Here is a 20,647-nt window from a genome sequence, read left to right on the forward strand (position 1 = left end):
ATTTAGAGTCGCAGTATGACCATTGAATTTCACCGGGAATTGGACGCACGCGGGCTGAACTGTCCGCTGCCTATCCTCAAGACCAAGAAGGCGCTGGCTGACATGAGCAGCGGACAGGTATTGAGGGTGACGGCCACCGATACCGGATCGGTGCGCGATTTCCAGGCGTTTGCCAAGCAGACCGGCAATGACCTGCTGTCGCAATGCAAGAACGATGACCAGGAATTCGTCTTCTTCATGAAGCGTAAATGAGCCCTGGCCCTACGGGCCGCCGCTTCCAAGGACAAAAGCCCGCAGATGCGGGCTTTTTCGTTGATGCACCAAATCGGTTCTCAAAAGCTGGGATGAAAGCTCTCTGCCCGTGCAATCGGCCAGAACTGTTCGTAGACGTGATAACGATAATTGCCGTCCAGCAAATCGTTGGGTTGCAGGTATTTCAGCACCGTCGACATCAGCTGGATCTCATTGTCGTTGATGCGTCGCACGATATGGTGGGGACGCAGCGCCGAGGTGTGCGGCAGGCCGGCTGCCTGCACCAGCTCCTGCAGGGCGTGCAAGGTGCTCTGGTGGAAGCGGTACACCCGCTCGGCCTTGTCGGGCACCACCAGCGCCCGTGCCCGCCCGGCGTCCTGGGTGGCGACCCCGGTCGGGCAGCGGTCGGTATGGCAGCTCTGCGACTGGATGCATCCCAGCGCAAACATGAAGCCGCGCGCCGAGTTGCACCAGTCGGCCCCCAGCGCCAGCGTGCGCGCCAGATCGAAGGCGGTGATGATCTTGCCGCCGGCACCGATCTTGACCTGGTCGCGCAGGCCGATGCCCACCAGCGTGTTGTGTACCATCAGCAGGCCTTCCTGCAACGGCATGCCGACGTGGTCGACGAACTCCAGGGGCGCCGCGCCGGTGCCGCCTTCGGCGCCGTCGACGGTGATGAAGTCGGGCACGATGCCGGTCTTGAGCATGGCCTTGGCGATGCCGAAGAATTCCCAGGGATGGCCCACGCACAGCTTGATGCCGACCGGTTTGCCGCCCGACAGCAGGCGCAGCTTGTCGATGAATTCGAGCAAGCCGATGGGAGTCGAGAACGATGAGTGGACGGCCGGCGAGATGCAGTCCACACCCATCGGAATGCCGCGCGTGGCAGAGATCTCGGCGGTGATCTTGGCTGCCGGCAACACGCCGCCGTGGCCTGGCTTGGCGCCCTGCGACAGCTTGACCTCGATCATCTTGATCTGCGGTGCGCGTGCCTGCTGGCTGAACTTGTCGTCATCGAAGCTGCCATCGGCGTTGCGGCAACCGAAGTAGCCGGACGCGATCTGCCACACCAGGTCACCACCGAATTCGCGGTGGTAGGCCGAGACCGAGCCCTCGCCGGTATCATGCGCGAAATTGCCTTTCTTGGCACCGTGGTTGAGGGCGCGGATGGCGTTGGCCGACAGCGAGCCAAAGCTCATGGCCGAGACGTTGAAAACCGACATCGAATAGGGTTGCGCGCGCCCGGCGCCGACCGTGACCCGAAAGTCGTGGCTGGCGATGCGGGTGGGCGAGAGCGAATGCCCGATCCACTCATGGCCGTGTTGTCGCACGTCGAGCTCGGTGCCGAACGGGCGGCTGTCGACCTCGCCCTTGGCACGCTGGTAGACGATGCTGCGTTTCTTGCGCGAGAACGGGGTGCCGTCCATCTCGCCTTCGAAGAAATACTGGCGCAGTTCGGGGCGCACCGATTCGAACAGGAAGCGGAAGTGGCCGATCAGCGGATAATTGCGCAGCACGGCGTGCCGCCGCTGCAGCACGTCACGCACGCCCAGCGCCGATAATGCCAACGGCACGGGCACCCAGCCCCAATGGATGGTTTGGGTCGCGGCCAACAATGCCAGTGTCACCGTCAACAGCGTGACCAGCCAGAACGCCAGGTATCGATTTGCCCACATAGGAGATTCTTGTTTGTCGTTGTGATGGTGGAAGGCGGCATGTACTGCCGGCGCCGGTGATTCTACCGCCCCTACCGCCCGGCTGATTGAGCCGAACTGAGGGGTGTTTCCTGTCGATTTGCGTGCCCGGGAGCAGCCGACATGGCGACGAGACGGCGCGCATCGGCTGCATGCGTGGCATCGTTATTGCTAGGCAACAGGCGACAAGACCGCCTTCGATGGCGGCGACTTCATCCACCATTTCCGCATCAGGGCGGGGGACGCGCGACGTATTTATGAAGACTGCGGCTTTGAGTGTTTCCTCGGAGGAATGTTTTCAGCCGGGGCTGATTCCGCGTTCGCCGCGGCTGCTGGAAACCCTGCTGGCCAACCTGGACGGCATGGTGTATCGCTGCCGCGCCGATGCGCAACGCACCATGGAATTCGTCAGCGAAGGCTGCCTGCCGCTGACTGGCCACCTGCCCGAGGCGCTGCTGCTGAACCAGCAACTCTCGTTCGAACAGCTGATCCACGAGGACGACCGCGAACTGGTGCGTTGGCACATCGGCGAATGCCTGCGCCAGCGGCGCCGCTTCGACGTCGAATGCCGTATCGTCTGTGCCGATGGATCGGTGCGCTGGGTCTGGGATCGCGGCGTGGCGATCTACAATGCGACCGGCGAGGTGGAGGCGGTCGAGGGCTTCATGCAGGACGTCACCGAGCGCAAGGAAGCCGCGCAAGCGTTGCAGGAGGCCGAACGGCGCTATCGCAGCATCTTCGAGAACGCCATCGAGGGCGTGTTCCAGACCACGCCCGACGGCACCTACATCGCGGTCAATCCGGCGCTGGCCCGGATCTACGGCTATCGCTCGCCGGAAGACCTGATCGTCAGCCTGCGCGACATCCGCCACCAACTGTATGTCGAATCGGAGCGGCGCAGCGAATTCATGCGGCTCATGGAGCAGCACGGCTCGGTGTCGAACTTCGAGTCGCGGGTGTACCGGCGCGACGGCGACATCATCTGGATTTCGGAAAACGCCCGCGCCGTCCATGACGATGCCGGCACGCTGATGTTCTACGAGGGCACGGTCGAGGCCATCACCGAGCGCAAGCTCTACGAGGCCGAGATCCGCCACCAGGCCACCCACGACGCGCTCACCGGCTTGCCCAATCGCAACATGCTGCATGATCACTTGCAGCGTGCGATCCAGGCGCGCCAGAAGGGCAGCATGACGGTGGTGGCCTTCGTCGACCTCGACCAGTTCAAGTACATCAACGACAGCCTGGGACACCAGGTAGGCGACGAATTGCTCAAGACGGTGGCGCAGCGACTGCTGTCCTGCCTGCGCGATACCGACATGGTGGCGCGCCAGGGTGGCGACGAATTCGTGCTGGTGCTGCAGAACCAGAGCGGCGAGGCCGGTATCGCCGAAGTCATGCAACGTATCCTGGCGGCGGTCGCGAGGCCGTGGCCGGTGGGCGAGCGCGAGTTCCACATCACCTCCAGCATCGGGGTAAGCCGCTATCCGGAGGATGGCAAGGACGTCGAGACCCTGCTCAAGAAGGCCGATTCGGCCATGTACAAGGCCAAGGAACAGGGGCGCAACAACTTCCAGTTCTTTGCGCCGTGGATGGATACCCAGGTCAGCAATCGCCTGGATATGCTCATCAGCCTGCGCCGCGCGCTGGACCAGGAGGAGTTCCGCCTGTTCTACCAGCCCAAGTTGAGCTTGAGCAATGGCCGCATCATCGGCGCCGAGGCGCTGATCCGCTGGCAGTCTCCCGAGCAGAGCATGGTGGCACCAGACCGCTTCATTCCGTTCGCCGAGGAGGCCGGGCTGATCGTGCCGATCGGCGAGTGGGTGCTGCGCACCGCCTGCCGCCAGAACCGCGCCTGGCAGGACGCCGGCTTGTTGGCGATCCCGGTGGCGGTCAACATCTCGCCCCGGCAGATGAACCAGTCCTTGATCGATTTCGTGGCCAACGTGCTGCGCGACAGCGGCCTGGCCGCATCCTGGCTGGAGCTCGAGATCACCGAGAACGTGGTCATGAAGGACGCCGAGAAGACGGTGGCGACGCTGCACGCCTTGAAGAGCCTGGGCCTGAAGATATCGGTGGACGACTTCGGCACCGGCTATTCGAGCCTGTCCTACCTGCGGCGCTTTCCGGTCGACGCGCTCAAGATCGACAAGTCCTTCGTGCGCGATATCGCCCGTGACGCCGATAGCGCGGCCATCGTCAAGGCGGTGATCTCGCTGGCGCACATCCTGAACCTGCGTGTCATCGCCGAGGGTGTCGAGGATGAGCAACAGCATGATTTCCTGCGCGAAAACGGCTGCGACGAGGTGCAGGGATACTATTTTGGCAAGCCGATGAGCGTCGAAGACTTCACGCTGCGGCTGCGGGACGAGGCAATCCGGGGCGCGGCAGGCAAATAATTGTCTGGGCGGCGCAACAGCGCCCAAGCGGCGAAATCTTTGTGCTACACTTTCGCGCAGTACATTTTACTTTGCGCCCGACCGCCGCAACCTGCGCGGCACCATGGCTCCAGGGCGCGAAGCGATGGTTGAAATGGCACAGCACAAGCCAGTTGTCAGCATCCAGCCGCTACCAAGGCGTATGCAGTGGCGTGATATCCCGCAATGCCAGCTCGGACCAAGTCTTGCCAAGTCTTGATTTTCCAGCTCAGTCTATCCTCTAAAAATCGGGCACCGGAAAGCAGTACCTACAGCATCTCGCGCACGCAGACATTTTGCGATCGATATTCTCATGGGCGCTGCCGTCAGCGGCATAGTCGTCTGGCCGGGCCAAGTACAAACCAACGTTTGTTTAATCAACAAGACGCACAAGAGTCGTACATGAATATTGCAGAGGCGAAGAAAGTCCTCGAAACAGCACTGCTATGCACGCATGAACCGCTATCGATCAACGACCTGAAGAAGCTGTACGCCGACCCGGAGCAGGACCAGCCTGGCGAGATCACCTCCGATCAAATCAAGCAGATGATCGAGGAATTGCGTGGCGATTGGGAGGGGCGCGGCGTGGAGGTGGTGCACCTGTCGACCGGATGGCGCTTCCAGAGTCGTCCCGACATGAAGGTGTACCTGGAACGCCTGAATCCGGAAAAGCCGCCGAAATACACGCGCGCCACGCTCGAGACGCTGGCCATCATCGCGTACCGGCAACCGGTGACGCGGGGGGATATTGAAGAAATTCGGGGTGTTGCCGTCAATTCGCAAACGATACGGATGCTCGAAGACCGGGGTTGGATAGAATCCATCGGTCACCGCGACGTACCCGGGCGACCTGCATTGTTTGCCACTACCCGCAAGTTCCTCGATGACCTCGGCCTGACCTCGCTGGAGCAATTGCCGGCGTTGCAGAACGTCGGTGGCGAGGCCGCCGTGCAAGGCGCGCTGCTCGAGTTGCAGGCGCTCGAAGGTGTCGGCGACGCACTGGTCATGCCGCAAGCGGGGCAGGATGCCGATCTGGCGGACCCGGCGGCCGGGTCGGCCTTGCCGGTCGCCTCTGAAGACCAGGCGATGACGGTGCAGGCCACTGATGGGGCAATCGACGATGCGGCAGGTGATGCCGCCTCGGATGGTGGGCAGGATGTTGATGTCGAGGCGCCGCTGGTGGCTGCGCCCACAGTCGAGGTGACGCCGGAGCAGGCCGAGCCATCGACTGACGAAGAGCAAGAACCTTTTGGGCAGGCAGTTGCCGTAACAGGCGACGAGGCCCGCGCGACCGACGAGGATACGGACGGCGCAGAGATCGATTCCCATGACCAGGCCGACGAGCGCGACAATCAAGCCGAGCCGGGCCCGCATACTCAAGATTTGAAGAATGAAACCAACTAGTTCCCAAGACGAGCAAGCCGTTGACGCGGCAGCCAACGCAGCCGACAAGCCGATCAAGAAGCGCACCCGCAAGGTGAGTGCCGCAGCCGAGGCTGCGCCCGTGGTGGCCGAGGTCGCCGCCGAGGCTGCGCCCAAGAAGCGCGCCCCGCGCACCAGGAAGGCCGACGATCAGCAGGCGTCCCAGCCCGAGCTGCTGGAGGTACCGGCCGCCGAGAAGAAGCCGCGGGTCAGCAAGCCGCGCGTCAAGAAGGTCGAGTCGGCCGAGCCGGTTGCGGCGCCCGGCGCCAGCGCCGAACGGTCGCCGGCACCGTTGGCGGCCGAGGCCGTCAAGCCGGCGCGTGCCCCGCGTGGCAAGCCGCGTGCCGGCAAGTCGCAGGATGGCACTGCGCCCGAGCCGGCGCGGGCGGCAGGTGCCGACCAGCTCAGTTTCGACATGGCGCCTCCGCTGCGCGTGTCGGTCGCGGCCGTGGCTCCTCCCGAATCGCACAAGGTTACCGTGACCGTCGGTGATGAAGTGTCGGCACCACCGGTGCTGCTGGATGCCCCGGTGGATCCCAATCGCGCCAAGCCGGCCCGCCGTGGCGTGCGTGGTCCGCGCGCGTTGCGCAACAACCGCGCCGCACAGCGTGCCGCCACTGGTGCCGAAGGCGCGCCACAGCAGCGTGCTGCCGCCGTCGAGGGCGGCGTGCCGCAAGAACAGCAGCCGCGCCAGCAATTCAACAAGAACCAGCAGCAAGGCAAGAAGCCGTTCGACAAGGGGCACAAGAAGCCCAAGGCCCCGCAACTGGGGCTGCGTTCGGGCGAGCAGGGCGACGACATCTTCTCGTTCGTCACCTCCGAGGCCTACGACCGCGAGGACAAGGGTGGTCGCGGCCAGCAACAGCACCAGATGCGCGGCAAGAACGGTCGACGCGACCTGACGGCCGAGGACGACGCACCCAAGCTGCACAAGGTATTGGCCGATGTCGGCCTGGGCTCGCGGCGCGACATGGAAGAGCTCATCGTCGCCGGCCGCGTGTCGGTCAACGGCGAGCCGGCCCATATCGGCCAACGCATCCTGCCGACCGACCAGGTCCGTATCAATGGCAAGCTGTTGCAGCGCAAGGTGACCAAGCGTCCTCCGCGCGTGTTGGTCTATCACAAGCCGGCCGGCGAGATCGTCAGCCATGCCGATCCGGAAGGACGCAATTCGGTATTCGACCGTCTGCCGACCATGAAGGCGGGCAAGTGGCTGGCCGTAGGCCGTCTCGACTTCAATACCGAGGGTTTGCTGTTGTTCACCACCTCCGGTGACCTGGCCAATCGCCTGATGCACCCGCGCTACAACATCGAGCGCGAGTATGCGGTGCGTACCCTGGGCGAACTCGAGGAGGGCATGCGCCAGCGCCTGCTCAACGGTGTCGAGCTCGACGACGGCACCGCGCAGTTCTCGCGTATTGCCGACGGTGGTGGTGAAGGTGTCAACAAGTGGTATCGGGTGACCATCGGCGAAGGCCGTAACCGTGAAGTACGCCGCATGTTCGAAGCGGTCGGCCTGACGGTGTCGCGCCTGATCCGCACGCGCTACGGCGCGATGACGTTGCCGCAGACGCTGCGCCGCGGTCGTTGGGAAGAGCTGGAAGAAAACGCAGTGCGCGGCCTGCTGGCTGCCTGTGGCATGGAAAAGGCCGGTGGCGAGCAGAAGTCGGCCGCCGGTAATGGCAGGCCAGGCCAGGGTGCGCAAGGCGGCCAGAACAACGGCCCGCGCGGCCCGCGTGGCAACCAGGCGCCTGGCAACGGCGGACCTTCGCAGCGTAGCCGGGGCGGCAATGGCGGCGGTTACGGCAACGGCGGGGGCAATGGCGGTGGCTACGGTAACGGCGGTGGTTATGGAAATGGCAACGGCGGCAAGGGCGGCGGGCAACAGAAGAGCCGTCAACCTGATCCGTTGCAGACAGCGCTGGGCTTTCCCGAAGCCGGGCAGCGTCGCCACAACCGGCCGCAACGCGGCGGCCAGGCCGCATCGTTCGGTTTGCCGGGCCTGCCCAATATCGTACGTCGCGGCGGTGGCGGCGGGCGTGGTCGTTGAAGTGCGCGGATGACGGTGTTTGCGCCGCCCGGCGTGGCGCAAACACACGTTGATCCAATCTCGAATTGCTGCACATACCGTAATCGAGTATAATGCGCAAGTTAAACGCAACCCGTCGCGAATCGCATATGTGAAAAATCACCGTAGATCCGCCTGCACCATGCTTTGAGTGGCAAGTGGATCGGTTCGCGAGCTCTCGGGAAGTTGCGTGAGAGATAACAAAAGATGGGCGGATGCCCATTTTTTTTTTGCTGATGGATTTCGACGCTGGCGTGTCACGCCGGTGTCAATACGGAGAAATAGTCTTGCAATTGCTGGAGCTCATTGAGTCCACCCTGTCGGGTATGGGCTACGAACTGGTCGAGATGGAGAAGGCCTCGCGAGGCCTGGTGCGTGTCTTCATCGATTTCCCGTTCGATCCCGCTGCCGAGGAGGAGCGCTCGATCACGGTCGAGGATTGCGAGAAGGTGACGCACCAGTTGCTGCACGTGTTCACGGTCGAAAACGTGGCATATGAGCGGCTGGAGGTTTCCTCGCCGGGCCTGGACCGGCCGCTCAGGAAGTTTGCCCATTTCGTGCGCTTCGTCGATTGCGAGGCGCTGATCAAGCTGAGAGTGGCGTTGCCCGATACGGCCAATCGCAAGACCTATCAAGGGATCTTGCGTGAAGCCGAAGGCGAGAACCTGATATTGGAATTTGAAGCAAACGATGGGTCGTCGGCGGTACTGAGTTTTACCCCGGCTGACGTGGAGAAGGCACAACTGGTGCCGCAGGTCGATTTTAGGAGTCGCAAAGCATGAGTCGCGAAGTTTTGTTGTTGGTCGATGCGCTGGCGCGCGAAAAGAACGTCGATAAGGATGTGGTCTTCGGGGCGCTCGAACACGCCCTGGCACAAGCCACGAAGAAGCGCTATGAAGGCGAAGTCGACATTCGCGTCTCGATCGACCGTGAAAGTGGTGAGTTCGAGTCGTTCCGCCGCTGGCACGTGGTTCCCGACGAGGCCGGCCTGCAATTGCCCGACCAGGAGATCCTGCTGTTCGAAGCCAAGGAACAGTATCCCGACATGGAAGTCGACGAGTACATCGAGGAAGCCATCGAGTCGGTCGAGTTCGGTCGCCGCTTTGCCCAGGACACCAAGCAGGTGGTCCTGCAGCGCATCCGCGATGCCGAGCGCGAACAGATTCTGGCCGACTTCCTGGCGCGTGGCGATGCATTGGTCACCGGCACCATCAAGCGCATGGAACGTGGCGACGCCATCATCGAATCGGGCAAGATCGAAGCGCGCCTGCCGCGCGACCAGATGATCCCGAAGGAAAACCTGCGTATCGGCGACCGCGTACGGGCGTTCATCCTGCGCATCGACCGCGGTGCACGCGGTCCGCAGGTGATCCTGTCGCGTACGGCGCCTGAATTCATCATGAAGCTGTTCGAGCTCGAAGTGCCTGAGATCGAACAGGGTTCGCTCGAGATCAAGTCGGCTGCCCGTGATTCGGGCGTGCGCGCCAAGATCGCCGTCTTCACCGCCGACAAGCGCATCGATCCGATCGGTACCTGCGTGGGCATGCGCGGTTCGCGGGTACAGGCAGTCACCGGCGAACTGGGCGGCGAGCGTGTCGATATCGTGCTGTGGTCCGAAGATCCGGCGCAGTTCGTCATCGGCGCGCTGGCCCCGGCCAACGTCACCTCGATCGTGGTGGACGAAGAAAAGCACGCCATGGATGTGGTGGTGGACGAAGAGAACCTGGCCATCGCCATCGGTCGTGGCGGCCAGAACGTGCGCCTGGCCGCCGAGCTGACCGGCTGGCAGATCAACATCATGACCGCCGAGGAATCGGCCGACAAGTCGGCGCTCGAGACCGCGGCGATCCGTACGCTGTTCATGGAAAAGCTGGATGTGGACCAGGAAGTGGCCGACATCCTGGTTGAGGAAGGTTTCTCGACACTGGAAGAGATCGCCTACGTGCCGATCACTGAAATGCTCGAGATCGAGTCGTTCGATGAAGAGACCGTCAACGAGTTGCGCAACCGCGCACGCGATGCACTGGTGACCGAAGCGATCGCGTCCGAAGAGGGTCTGGAAGGCATGGAAGACGACCTGATCAACTTCGAGGGCCTGGACCGCGTACTGGCAGGCAAGCTGGGCCTGGCCGGCGTGAAGACGCTGGCCGGTTTTGCCGGCCTGGCCTATGACGAGTTTGGCGCGATCCTGGCACTGCCTTCCGAACGCGCACGTGAACTGATTGAAAATGCATTTGAAAATGTGACCGACGATGAAATGAAGCTCATCGACGCCAAATACGATGAACGCGCCAAGGCATTGCAAGCCCGCGCATGGAGTGCGACCGAAGCCGTCAAGGGCTGAGCGCATCTCCACATCATCTGTCGAGCCACATAGAAAAGAGGACTGAATGGCGAGTACCAACGTTGCCCAATTTGCCACCGAGCTGAAAATGCCCGCTGATCTGCTGCTAACCCAGTTGCGTTCGGCTGGCGTCGAAAAAAGCTCCGCATCCGATTCCCTGTCGAAGGAAGACAAGGATCGCCTGCTCGAACACCTGCGCCGTGCGCGTGGCGCCGCCCCCGAGGGCGAGAAGAAGAAGATCACGCTCACCCGCAAGGAAACGACCGAGATCAAGCAGGCCGATGCGACCGGCAAATCGCGCACGATCCAGGTGGAAGTGCGCAAGAAGCGCACCTTCATCAAGCGTGACGAACCCGCTGCCGACGAGGCCGCGGTGCGTGCGGCCGTGGTCGAGAACGACCCCGCCGAAGAGCAGGCACGTCACGAGGAAGAAGCTCGTCGTCAGGCTGAATTGAAGGCCCAGGAAGAACGCCTGGCGCAACTGGAGGCAGAACGTGCCGCCCAGGCGCAGGCTGCCGAGCTGGAACAGCAGCGTGCCCGTGAAGCCGCCGCCGCCGAAGCCGCGCGTGCCGCCGCCGAGGCAGCCGAAGCCGAAAAGGCCAAGGCCAAGGCAGGTGCCGAGGCCGCACCGGTAGCTGCCGATCCTGCCGAAGAAGAGAAGAAGCGCGCCGTAGCCGAGGAAGCCAAGAAGAAGGCAGCCGAAGCCGCCAAGGAAGCAGCCGACCGGGCTGCCGCCAACGACCGCGCGCGCAAGGCGGTGGAAGACGAAGTGGCCCAGATCAAGGCCATGATGAATGCCCCGCGTCGTGTGATCAAGGCGCCCGAGCCGGCGCCTGCCGCCAAGGCCCCCGAAGGTACGCTGCACAAGCCTGCCGACAAGAAGCCTGGCGAGAAGAAGGACGACAAGAAGCCGGCAGTCGCTACCGCCGACAAGAAGTCGATCAAGTCGGCCAATGTGTCGTCGACCTGGCAAGACGAGGCCAAGAAGCGTCCGGGCGGCCTGAAGTCGCGCGGCGCCACAGGCGGCGGCGGTCGCGATGGCGGCTGGCGTGCCGGCGGCAAGGGCGGTCGTCGTCACTCCAGCAGCGACGACCAGCGCGAAAGCAACTTCCAGGTGCCGACCGAAGCCGTGGTGCATGATGTCTATGTGCCTGAAACCATCACCGTGTCCGAAGTGGCGCACAAGATGGCGGTCAAGGCTTCCGAAGTCATCAAGCACATGATGAAGCTGGGCCAGATGGTCACCATCAACCAGGTGCTGGACCAGGAGACCGCGATGATCGTGGTCGAGGAAATGGGTCACCGCGCCCATCCGGCCAAGGAAGACGATCCCGAAGCACTGCTGGTCGAAGGCGAAGAACACGCCGATGCCGAATTGCTGCCGCGCGCACCGGTGGTCACCGTCATGGGTCACGTCGACCACGGCAAGACCTCGCTGCTCGATTACATCCGTCGCGCCAAGGTCGCCTCGGGCGAAGCCGGCGGCATTACCCAGCACATCGGTGCCTACCACGTGGAAACCCCGCGCGGCATGATCACCTTCCTCGATACCCCGGGTCACGAGGCGTTTACCGCCATGCGTGCCCGTGGTGCCAAGGCCACCGATATCGTGATCCTGGTGGTGGCGGCCGACGACGGCGTGATGCCCCAGACCAAGGAAGCGATTGCCCACGCCAAGGCTGGCGGCGTGCCGCTGGTGGTGGCGATCAACAAGATCGACAAGCCGGGCGCCAACTCCGATCGCGTCAAGCAGGAACTGATCGCAGAACAGGTCGTGCCTGAAGAATACGGTGGCGATTCGCCGTTCATCGAAGTGTCGGCCAAGACCGGTGCCGGTATCGACTCGTTGCTCGAGAACGTCCTGCTGCAGGCCGAAGTGCTGGAACTGACCGCGCCGATCAACGTCCCGGCGCGTGGCCTGGTGATCGAAGCCAAGCTGGACAAGGGTCGTGGCCCGGTGGCAACGATCCTGGTGCAATCCGGTACCTTGAAGCGGGGCGACGTGGTGCTGGCCGGTTCCTCCTACGGTCGTGTCCGTGCCATGGTCGACGAGACCGGCAAGAGCATCACCGAGGCGGGTCCGTCGATTCCGGTCGAAATCCAGGGCCTGACGGAAGTGCCGTCGGCTGGCGAAGAAACGCTGGTCATGACCGACGAACGCAAGGCGCGCGAAATCGGCCTGTTCCGCCAGGGCAAGTTCCGCGACGTCAAGCTGGCCAAGCAACAGGCGGCCAAGCTGGAAAACATGTTCGAGCAGATGGGCGAGGGCGAGGTCAAGAACCTGCCACTGATCATCAAGACCGACGTGCAGGGCTCGCAGGAAGCACTGGTGCATTCGCTGCAGAAATTGTCCACAGGCGAAGTGCGCGTGCAGGTCGTGCACGCCGCCGTGGGTGGCATCAGCGAATCCGACGTCAACCTGGCGGTGGCCTCGAAGGCGGTCATCATCGGCTTCAACACCCGTGCCGACGCATCGGCGCGCAAGCTGGCCGAAAGCTCGGGCGTGGATATCCGTTACTACAACATCATCTATGATGCGGTCGATGACGTGAAGGCTGCGATGTCGGGCATGCTGGCGCCGGAAAAGCGCGAACAGGCACTGGGCCTGGTCGAGATTCGCCAGGTGTTCCTGGTCAGCAAGGTCGGCGCCATCGCCGGCTGTTATGTGCTCGAAGGCCTGGTCAAGCGTGGTTCCTCGGTACGCCTGCTGCGCAACAACGTGGTGGTGTGGACCGGCGAACTCGACTCGCTCAAGCGCTTCAAGGACGACGCCAAGGAAGTCAAGTCGGGCTTCGAGTGCGGTCTCTCGCTCAAGGGCTACAACGACATCCAGGTGGGCGACCACCTCGAGATCTTCGAAGTCCAGGAGGTGGCACGTACACTGTAAGCCGGTGACGACCGGTGGCGCTGTGCCACCGGTCGTCGCTGCTTGCGACGGTGTACGGCATCAGGCAGGTTTCGTCGCGGGAATGGTCCCGCGATTGTTTTTTTAGAGTAATGGCAAAACATAGCAAATCCATTCCCGGACGCGGCTTGCGCGTCGCCGACCAGATCCAGCGCGACCTGGCCGAACTGATCGCCTTCGAAGTGAAGGATCCGCGCGTGGGAATGGTTACCCTGACGGAAGTGCAGATCACTCCCGACTACGCGCACGCCAAGGTGTTCTTCACGACCCTGGTCGATAACGAGGAAGCGGTGCGCGATACGCTCACCGGCCTGCGCAAGGCCTCGGGTTACCTGCGTAGCCAGTTGGGCCGGCGCTTGAGCATCCATACGTTGCCGGAACTGCATTTCGTGCATGACAACTCGACGGTGCGCGGCATCGAGATGTCGCGCCTGATCGACCAGGCCAACGCCACCCGCGCCAAGGATTCCGACGACGACGCCTGAGTCGCCAGTCATGCTGCCAGGCCGCCGGTGGCGGCTTGCGGCATATCACCTTTCGATTTTGTTCAGCAATACAGATAACCGCATTGACCTGCACGGCACCTGTCGCCGCCAGCGGTCATTGTCACCCATGACGGATACTCAAACGGCAACCCAGTTGCCCCCTCCCGACGACGCCGCGCCGCAAGGCGCCAAGCGACGCGGTGCCAGCGTCCAGCGCCCAGCCCGCCCGCCACGCGTGCCGGTACATGGCGTGCTGCTGCTGGACAAGCCGGTCGGTTTGTCCAGCAACGACGCGCTGGTGCGTGCCAAGCGCATGCTCAATGCGCCCAAGGCCGGTCATACCGGTACGCTCGATCCCTTCGCCACCGGTCTGTTGCCGTTGTGTTTTGGCGAAGCCACCAAGTTTTCGCAAGACCTGCTCGAGGCCGACAAGACTTACGAAGCAGTGGTGCACCTGGGGATTGCGACCGATACCGGCGACACCGAGGGGCAAGTGACCGCCCGCCAGCCGGTGCAGTGTACGGTGGATCAGGTCGAGCAGGTGCTGGCGCGTTTTCGCGGCCCCATCAGCCAGGTACCGCCGATGCACTCCGCGCTCAAGCGCGATGGCAAGCCGCTGTACGAATATGCGCGCGCCGGCATCACGCTGGAGCGCCAGGCGCGCGACGTCACGATCCACCACCTGGAGTTGCTCGAATTCGTGTCGCCGATGCTGCGCATTCGCGTCACCTGCAGCAAGGGTACCTACATCCGGGTGCTGGGCGAGGATATCGGCGCCGCGCTGGGCTGCGGTGCGCATCTCAATGCCTTGCGCCGTACCGGCGCCGGCAGCTTGACGCTGCAAGGCGCGGTGACGCTCGAGCAGCTGGAGCAGGCGGGCGAGGTCGCCGAGCGTCGTGCCTTGTTGTTGCCGGTGGACGGCCTGCTGCAGAGTTTCGCGCCGGTTTGTCTTTCCGACGAACTGGCGCGCCGTTTCCTGCAGGGGCAACGGCTGGCACTGGGCAAGGAATCGTTGGCATTGCCGCCGGCACCGGGACGGGTGCGGGTGTATCGCGATTCCGACCAGGCCTTGCTGGGCACTGCGCTGCTGCAAGCCTATGACGTACTGGCCCCCGAACGGCTGGTATCGACTGCCTGAGCAGGCGAGCGAAAAGAGTCAGGTGCGTCCATTCACCGTGTCGTTAATGGATAGCAAGCCCTTGAAAATACAGGGTTTTTAAAGTTTATGCGGCGCTGCATGGTATAATGCGCGCCTTCTCGAAGGCCTCCACCTACATTCAACATGTCAAACAATATCCGCGCAATCCGCAACATCGCCATCATTGCTCACGTTGACCACGGCAAGACCACCCTGGTCGACCAGCTGCTGCGTCAGTCGGGCACCTTCCGCGAAAACCAGCAAGTCGATAACCGCGTGATGGACTCCAACGATATCGAAAAGGAACGTGGCATCACGATCCTGTCGAAGAACTGTGCGGTGGAGTACAAGGGCACCCACATCAACATCGTCGATACCCCGGGCCACGCCGACTTCGGTGGTGAGGTCGAACGCGTGCTGTCGATGGTCGACAGCGTGCTGCTGCTGGTCGATGCGCAGGAAGGTCCGATGCCACAGACCCGCTTCGTGACCCGCAAGGCGCTGGCGCTGGGCTTGAAGCCGATCGTCGTGCTCAACAAGATCGATCGTCCGGGCGCGCGCGCCGAGTGGGCCATCAACGCCACGTTCGAATTGTTCGACAAGCTGGGTGCGACCGAAGAGCAGCTGGACTTCCCGGTGATCTACGCTTCGGGCCTGAACGGCTATGCCGGCAATAGCGCCGACGTGCGCGAAGGCAACATGGAGCCGCTGTTCGACGCCATCCTGAAGTACGTGCCGGCCCGTGAAGACGACCCGAACGCGCCGCTGCAGCTGCAGATCACTTCGCTGGAATACTCGTCCTACGTCGGCAAGATCGGCGTCGGCCGCATCCTGGCCGGTCGCGTCAAGGGTGGCCAGGACGTGGTCTGGATGAACGGTCCCGATGACAAGCCGACCAAGGCGCGCATCAACCAGGTGCTGACCTTCAAGGGCCTCGAGCGCGTGCTGGTCGATGAGGCGCTGGCCGGCGACATCGTGCTGATCAACGGTATCGAGGAAATCGGCATCGGTTCGACCATCTGTGCCGTCGACGCGCCCAATGCCCTGCCGATGCTGAAGGTCGACGAGCCGACCCTGACCATGAACTTCATGGTCAACACCTCGCCGCTGGCTGGCCGTGAAGGCAAGTTCGTCACCACTCGCCAGATCCGCGACCGCCTGGAGCGCGAGCTGAAGTCCAACATGGCGCTGCGCGTGGTGCAAAAGGAAGACGACGACTCGACCTACGAAGTGTCGGGCCGTGGCGAATTGCACCTGACCATCCTGATCGAGAACATGCGTCGCGAAGGTTTCGAGCTGGCCGTGTCGCGTCCGCGCGTGGTGTTCAAGATGGTCGATGGCGTGCGCCAGGAGCCCTATGAAAACCTGACCGTCGACGTCGAAGAAGGTCACCAGGGTGGCGTGATGGAAGAACTGGGCCGCCGTCGTGGCGACCTGCAGAACATGGAACCGGACGGCAAGGGCCGCGTTCGTCTCGAATACCACATCCCGGCGCGTGGCCTGATCGGCTTCCAGGGCGAGTTCATGACCCTGACCCGCGGTACCGGCCTGATGAGCCACGTGTTCGATGACTACAAGACCATCGATACCACCAAGGGCGAAATGGCCGGCCGTCGCAACGGCGTGCTGATCTCGCAGGACGACGGCGCTGCCGTGGCGTATGCACTGTGGAAGCTGCAGGATCGCGGCCGCATGTTCGTCAGCCACAACGATCCGGTCTACGAAGGCATGATCATCGGTATCCATTCGCGCGACAACGACCTGGTGGTCAACCCGATCAAGGGCAAGCAGCTGACCAACGTGCGGGCTTCGGGCACCGACGAGGCGGTGCGCCTGGTGCCGCCGATCGAATTGTCGCTGGAATACGCGGTTGAATTCATCGAGGACGACGAACTGGTCGAAGTCACCCCGAAGAGCATTCGTCTGCGCAAGCGCTACCTGAAGGAACACGAGCGCAAGAAGGCATCGCGCGAGTAATCGGGTCTGGTGCAGGAAGGCGGTGGCGTGATTCGACGCCGCCGGGAGGGGCTGTAAGCGGGTTGATATCTGGTTTGTGAATATCAGATATCAGCACAATAAAGCAGACAGCGATGATGCGGTGCCATATAGTTACACCTGTCTCCTCCAATTTCCTCCTAAAGAATTGGATTCGAACCCACAACCAAGGTTGTGGGTTTTTTTTTGCCTTTTTCGTTGAGGCTGTCGTACCTGCAATCCCGGCACCGCACGGTAGGTCGACGGATAGATAATTCCAATCGTCTTTCCGGCCGCAATTGAAAGCACCTTTTTTGTGCGATGCGAAATGACGTTTGCTGGTTTGTGGTGCAGAATCGTGTCCGTAGTATAAAAATCCTATCTCACAGAGGATAGAGGGGACACCAGCCCGCAACGCGCAAGCCTTGCGGGCTTTCTATTGGCCGCGAGGCTCACGCCATGTATTTTCTCAGCTCGCTGCTGGCCGCACTCTGCAGCAGGAAGGAAATGATGAGGTCGGGTATGTCCTGCTGGCAGATTCGTCGCAGGCCTTCGTCACGGTCCTTGCGGACCTGCAATTCCGCTTGCAGGTGCGCATCCGGATTGGAAACGGGATCCAGCGGTGGTTCGATCAGGTGATTGCGGTCCTTGATCGGCAGGCTCCAGACCGTCGGTGCTTGCCGGACGGCGAAGTTGAGATGCACGACCATGGCCGTCAGGTCACGGGCCAGCGCGACAAAAGCCTTGAATTGCTGGTCATCGCCTTTTTCCTTCATCAGCAGGTTCAACGCCGAGCGTGCATTCATCAGCCCGACCACCACTATCACCGCCCAGATCATCATTGGCGTGGCAACACCCACGCTCAGTCCCGGGGACAGCGCCGGCTCAGGTTGCCTGGCGTTCCTGAAGTCGTCCAGGGCGTTCAACTGCTCACGCAGCCTGAGCACGTCATGGGCGCGCAATGTCAGATTGAAACCGGTCTCGCAATAGAAGCCGAAGTGACGATATCCCTGCGAACGGGCAAATGCATCCAGCCAGGTGAGGCTGTCGGGATGGTGCTCATGCACCTTCTGGCACAGCAGGCGAAGGTCGCGTGGCAACCTGGCAAAGTGTTCCGGGGCGTTCACCGTCCTGAAGTAATCAGGAATGGCGGCGACGTTGTCGAAGGCGAAATTGAAATGTTCCACCAGCCGGGAACGCCAACCCTGACCGGCACGCGGGTTATTGAGTGGTCCAGGGCCGTCGCCAGGATGCGGGTTGATGAATTCTTCCCAGGTCATCGTCGGCGACCTGTGATCCTCCGCATGTCTCAATGACGGCGAGGTGATTTCCTCGTCGGCACTGCTGCCGGACGACGTGGGAGAGTAGGAGTGCAACGGTGAAACAGGCATGCCGGGTTCCATGGTTTTAGAGTGTCATCATGGGTGAGCACATCGGTGGTGGCGGTTCCGCGCCCGTGCGGGCCGCAGACCCGGGTGTTGGGGTGCCACCGGTCTCAAGGGCTCAACGGTGGCCAGTGATGAGATCTTGTCTTGAATGGAGATTCGAATTCCGGTTAGGTCTTGCTGGTGGAACTGCCGCGAGGTTTCTTCCGACCTAACTGTCATTGGATTGATAGTTGCTTAACCCAGGTTTTTGAACGGATCGATATGACAAGCCCCTTTTCCGTCGGACAAAGCTCAGCGGCGCTCCCGATAGACGAACATCTGCCGGCCCGACAAACCTCGACACCTAGTGCGGGTGGAGCTGCGCCGCCCGCCGAAACTCATCCTAGACAAGTGGAAGGCAGGCGCAACTTCTTGGCCAGGGTATTCAAATCGGACCAGTCGGGCACGTTGATCGTCGGCTGTGGACGCGAAGGCACAAAATGGAATACGCCCGATGCGAACAAAAAACATCAGCATGCAAAAGAGGGAGCCGTCACGATGGATATCGAGGCAGGAAACAACCCCGATTTTGTCGCGGATATCACGTCAAGGAATTTGCCGGCCGCAATGGCAGCAGATGCAAATGGCTTCGATAAGATCAAGTTTGAAAAGATTTCCGCTGCCGTGATCAGTGCGGAAAACAGTGGTGCGGTGGTCGACAATATTGTTGCCTTGTCCAAGGACAAGGTGAAGGTGTCCTTGACGACGGGAGAGGAAAACGACCTGACGCCATTTGCTTCGGCTTTGAGAGAAAAAGGTTTCCAGGTCAAGCAAGCGGGCCAGGGGCAGTTGAAGGCAACAAAAGGCTGAGGCCAGCATACGGTGCCGGCATTGGCCTATGCACACCCGGCAGCAAGCAGAGCAGCAAGCAGCGCGGCTCTTCCCGTACCCTGCGTGATGAAGCAAGGCTTGAGGCCCTCATGGCGTAGGCCTGGCAAGCGCAGCTCCTTATAGCAAGTCCGTGCAGGCCCCTGAAACAGGCCGTGCACGGATTCTGTGAAGACCATGACACGTGGCGGATGCCTGCGGCCTTGGCTATTTCTCCGGCCACAGGGGCTCGATCCCGGACCATGATGTTCCTCCTACCCAACGCTTGCACGATGTTTGCCGTTGCTAGCGCCCCTGATCGCGGCGCCCATGGCCTTGTCCGCTATAATGCGCACATTCCTGAAATTCTAGCGCCCGCATTGTCGGCTTCCCACGCGAAGCCCGCTCCAGTGCCTGACCCAGGTATCGAACACCCGGCCAGGACGGGAAATCCTTCCTACCAATCTCATTGCCCAACGCTGGCCCGGTTTCTGGAATATCGCCATCTGGTCATGTCCAATTATTGGCCATCGGCGAATGAAAAACCCTTATTTTCGTGACATATCGTGAAGTCTGAGCTGGACAATAACACCCCTGAAAGCCGCGCCAGTGCCGCAAACGCCCGGGGCTTGCCGGCGCGCACAATATCCGTGGCACCGATGATGGACTGGACCGACCGCCACTGCCGCCTGTTTCATCGCCAGATCACCCGCCACACCTGGCTCTACACCGAGATGGTCACCACCGGTGCGCTGCTGCATGGCGATGTGCCACGCCACCTCGACTTCAATGAAGAAGAGCACCCGGTAGCCTTGCAACTGGGCGGCAGCGAGCCGGCCGACCTGGCGCAGGCGGCCAGGCTGGGCCAGCAGTGGGGCTATGACGAGATCAACCTGAACTGCGGCTGCCCGTCGGAACGGGTGCAGAAGGGCGCCTTCGGCGCCTGCCTGATGGGCGAGCCCACGCTGGTGGCCGATTGCGTCAAGGCCATGCGCGACGCCGTCAGCATCGACGTGACCGTCAAGCACCGTATCGGCATCGACAGTGTCGAGTCGTATGACTTCGTGCGCGATTTCGTCGGCCAGATCGCCGACGCCGGTTGCCATACCTTCATCGTGCATGCGCGCAATGCCATCCTCAAGGGCCTGAGCCCCAAGGAAAACCGCGAGATCCCGCCGCTCAAGTACGACTATGCCTACCAGCTCAAGCGCGACTTTCCGCAACTCGAGATCCTGATCAACGGCGGTATCAAGACCGTCGCCGAGATCGATGCCCACCTGCAGCATGTCGACGGCGTCATGCTGGGACGCGAGGCCTATCACAACCCATACCTGATGGCCGGCTTCGATGCCCGCTACTACGGTGATCTGCCGCATGGCCGGCAAGCAAGCCGCGAGCAGGTGATCGCGGCCATGTTGCCCTATATTCGACGCCAGTTGGCGTTGCACGGCGACAATGGACGCGGTGGCGGCCTGCGGCTCAACAGCATCACCCGCCACATGCTGGGCCTGCTGGCCGGCATGCCGGGCGCGCGCGCGTTCCGCCAGACCTTGTCCGATTCGAAGCGCCTGGCCGAGGGCGACCCGGAGTTGCTGCACGAGGCCCTGGCGCGTACCGAGAGGGTGTCGCATCAAGCGGGGCTCAATTAGTCCGGCCGGCCTGCGCAGCACATGCCGGGAGCACCCGCAAATCCTTTAGAATAGCGGGTCTAACA

The 20,647-nt window shown here is 62.2% G+C and carries 14 protein-coding genes; 12 read left to right on the forward strand and 2 right to left on the reverse strand.

The window, feature by feature from the left end; all coding sequences use genetic code 11:
- The first annotated feature begins 15 nt into the window (after window positions 1-15).
- Entirely contained in the window at window positions 16-252 is a 237-nt protein-coding gene (locus PMI40_RS01370; protein WP_008111340.1) for a sulfurtransferase TusA family protein, read from the forward strand.
- A gap of 80 nt (window positions 253-332) precedes the next feature.
- Here the strand turns inward: PMI40_RS01370 and PMI40_RS01375 are convergent, their stop codons facing one another.
- The gene (locus tag PMI40_RS01375; RefSeq protein ID WP_008111341.1) at window positions 333-1,928 is read right to left on the reverse strand and encodes an FMN-binding glutamate synthase family protein; all 1,596 of its coding nucleotides are present in this window, start codon (window positions 1,926-1,928) and stop codon (window positions 333-335) included.
- 275 nt (window positions 1,929-2,203) lie between these two features.
- Here PMI40_RS01375 and PMI40_RS01380 point away from each other — a divergent pair, with 275 nt between their 5' ends.
- From PMI40_RS01380 to typA, 9 genes are all read left to right on the forward strand, one after another.
- Complete coding sequence (locus tag PMI40_RS01380) at window positions 2,204-4,345, forward strand: bifunctional diguanylate cyclase/phosphodiesterase (protein WP_008111344.1); 2,142 nt, start codon at window positions 2,204-2,206, stop codon at window positions 4,343-4,345.
- Between the two features lie 420 nt (window positions 4,346-4,765).
- The gene (gene scpB / locus PMI40_RS01385; RefSeq protein ID WP_008111347.1) at window positions 4,766-5,767 is read left to right on the forward strand and encodes an SMC-Scp complex subunit ScpB; all 1,002 of its coding nucleotides are present in this window, start codon (window positions 4,766-4,768) and stop codon (window positions 5,765-5,767) included.
- Window positions 5,754-7,835, forward strand: a complete 2,082-nt coding sequence (locus tag PMI40_RS01390; RefSeq protein ID WP_008111349.1) for a pseudouridine synthase — start codon at window positions 5,754-5,756, stop codon at window positions 7,833-7,835. Before scpB ends, PMI40_RS01390 begins: the two co-directional genes overlap by 14 nt.
- Before the next feature lie 305 nt (window positions 7,836-8,140).
- Window positions 8,141-8,635 (forward strand): ribosome maturation factor RimP, encoded by a 495-nt coding sequence (gene rimP, locus PMI40_RS01395; protein WP_008111351.1) that lies wholly within the window; start codon window positions 8,141-8,143, stop codon window positions 8,633-8,635.
- Window positions 8,632-10,197 carry a transcription termination factor NusA gene (gene nusA / locus PMI40_RS01400; RefSeq protein ID WP_008111353.1) on the forward strand — a complete coding sequence of 522 codons (1,566 nt, stop codon included), beginning with the start codon at window positions 8,632-8,634 and terminating at the stop codon, window positions 10,195-10,197. The genes rimP and nusA overlap by 4 nt, the downstream gene beginning before the upstream one ends.
- Window positions 10,198-10,243: 46 nt before the next feature.
- Window positions 10,244-13,084 carry a translation initiation factor IF-2 gene (infB, locus tag PMI40_RS01405; RefSeq protein WP_008111355.1) on the forward strand — a complete coding sequence of 947 codons (2,841 nt, stop codon included), beginning with the start codon at window positions 10,244-10,246 and terminating at the stop codon, window positions 13,082-13,084.
- 110 nt (window positions 13,085-13,194) lie between these two features.
- The gene (rbfA, locus tag PMI40_RS01410) at window positions 13,195-13,587 is read left to right on the forward strand and encodes a 30S ribosome-binding factor RbfA (RefSeq protein WP_040501483.1); all 393 of its coding nucleotides are present in this window, start codon (window positions 13,195-13,197) and stop codon (window positions 13,585-13,587) included.
- A gap of 127 nt (window positions 13,588-13,714) precedes the next feature.
- A complete protein-coding gene (gene truB / locus PMI40_RS01415) occupies window positions 13,715-14,725 on the forward strand; it encodes a tRNA pseudouridine(55) synthase TruB (protein ID WP_008111359.1) in 1,011 nt (336 codons plus the stop codon).
- A gap of 144 nt (window positions 14,726-14,869) precedes the next feature.
- Window positions 14,870-16,702, forward strand: coding sequence for a translational GTPase TypA (typA, locus tag PMI40_RS01420; RefSeq protein WP_008111360.1), 1,833 nt, complete (start codon window positions 14,870-14,872; stop codon window positions 16,700-16,702).
- A gap of 449 nt (window positions 16,703-17,151) precedes the next feature.
- Here typA and PMI40_RS01425 read toward each other — a convergent pair whose 3' ends face one another.
- Entirely contained in the window at window positions 17,152-18,102 is a 951-nt protein-coding gene (locus PMI40_RS01425) for a hypothetical protein (protein ID WP_157221415.1), read from the reverse strand.
- Window positions 18,103-18,261: 159 nt separating this feature from the next.
- Between PMI40_RS01425 and PMI40_RS23630 the strand changes: the two genes are divergently transcribed.
- Both PMI40_RS23630 and dusA read left to right on the forward strand, forming a co-directional pair.
- Window positions 18,262-18,936 (forward strand): hypothetical protein, encoded by a 675-nt coding sequence (locus tag PMI40_RS23630; protein WP_157221416.1) that lies wholly within the window; start codon window positions 18,262-18,264, stop codon window positions 18,934-18,936.
- 626 nt (window positions 18,937-19,562) lie between these two features.
- Window positions 19,563-20,582: a tRNA dihydrouridine(20/20a) synthase DusA gene (dusA, locus tag PMI40_RS01435; RefSeq protein WP_051001738.1), complete on the forward strand. Its 1,020-nt coding sequence runs from the start codon at window positions 19,563-19,565 to the stop codon at window positions 20,580-20,582.
- Window positions 20,583-20,647: the final 65 nt, after the last annotated feature.

The organism is Herbaspirillum sp. YR522, from assembly GCF_000282575.1.
Lineage (GTDB): Bacteria > Pseudomonadota > Gammaproteobacteria > Burkholderiales > Burkholderiaceae_D > Herbaspirillum.

Excerpts from the sequence above, each read along its gene's own strand:
- scpB (WP_008111347.1), top strand. The coding sequence starts at position 4,766 with ATGAATATTGCAGAGGCGAAGAAAGTCCTCGAAACAGCACTGCTATGC.
- PMI40_RS01425 (WP_157221415.1), bottom strand. The coding sequence starts at position 18,102 with ATGGAACCCGGCATGCCTGTTTCACCGTTGCACTCCTACTCTCCCACG.
- typA (WP_008111360.1), top strand. The coding sequence starts at position 14,870 with ATGTCAAACAATATCCGCGCAATCCGCAACATCGCCATCATTGCTCAC.
- PMI40_RS01390 (WP_008111349.1), top strand. The coding sequence starts at position 5,754 with ATGAAACCAACTAGTTCCCAAGACGAGCAAGCCGTTGACGCGGCAGCC.
- PMI40_RS01380 (WP_008111344.1), top strand. The coding sequence starts at position 2,204 with ATGAAGACTGCGGCTTTGAGTGTTTCCTCGGAGGAATGTTTTCAGCCG.
- nusA (WP_008111353.1), top strand. The coding sequence starts at position 8,632 with ATGAGTCGCGAAGTTTTGTTGTTGGTCGATGCGCTGGCGCGCGAAAAG.
- rbfA (WP_040501483.1), top strand. The coding sequence starts at position 13,195 with ATGGCAAAACATAGCAAATCCATTCCCGGACGCGGCTTGCGCGTCGCC.
- truB (WP_008111359.1), top strand. The coding sequence starts at position 13,715 with ATGACGGATACTCAAACGGCAACCCAGTTGCCCCCTCCCGACGACGCC.
- PMI40_RS01370 (WP_008111340.1), top strand. The coding sequence starts at position 16 with ATGACCATTGAATTTCACCGGGAATTGGACGCACGCGGGCTGAACTGT.
- infB (WP_008111355.1), top strand. The coding sequence starts at position 10,244 with ATGGCGAGTACCAACGTTGCCCAATTTGCCACCGAGCTGAAAATGCCC.
- PMI40_RS01375 (WP_008111341.1), bottom strand. The coding sequence starts at position 1,928 with ATGTGGGCAAATCGATACCTGGCGTTCTGGCTGGTCACGCTGTTGACG.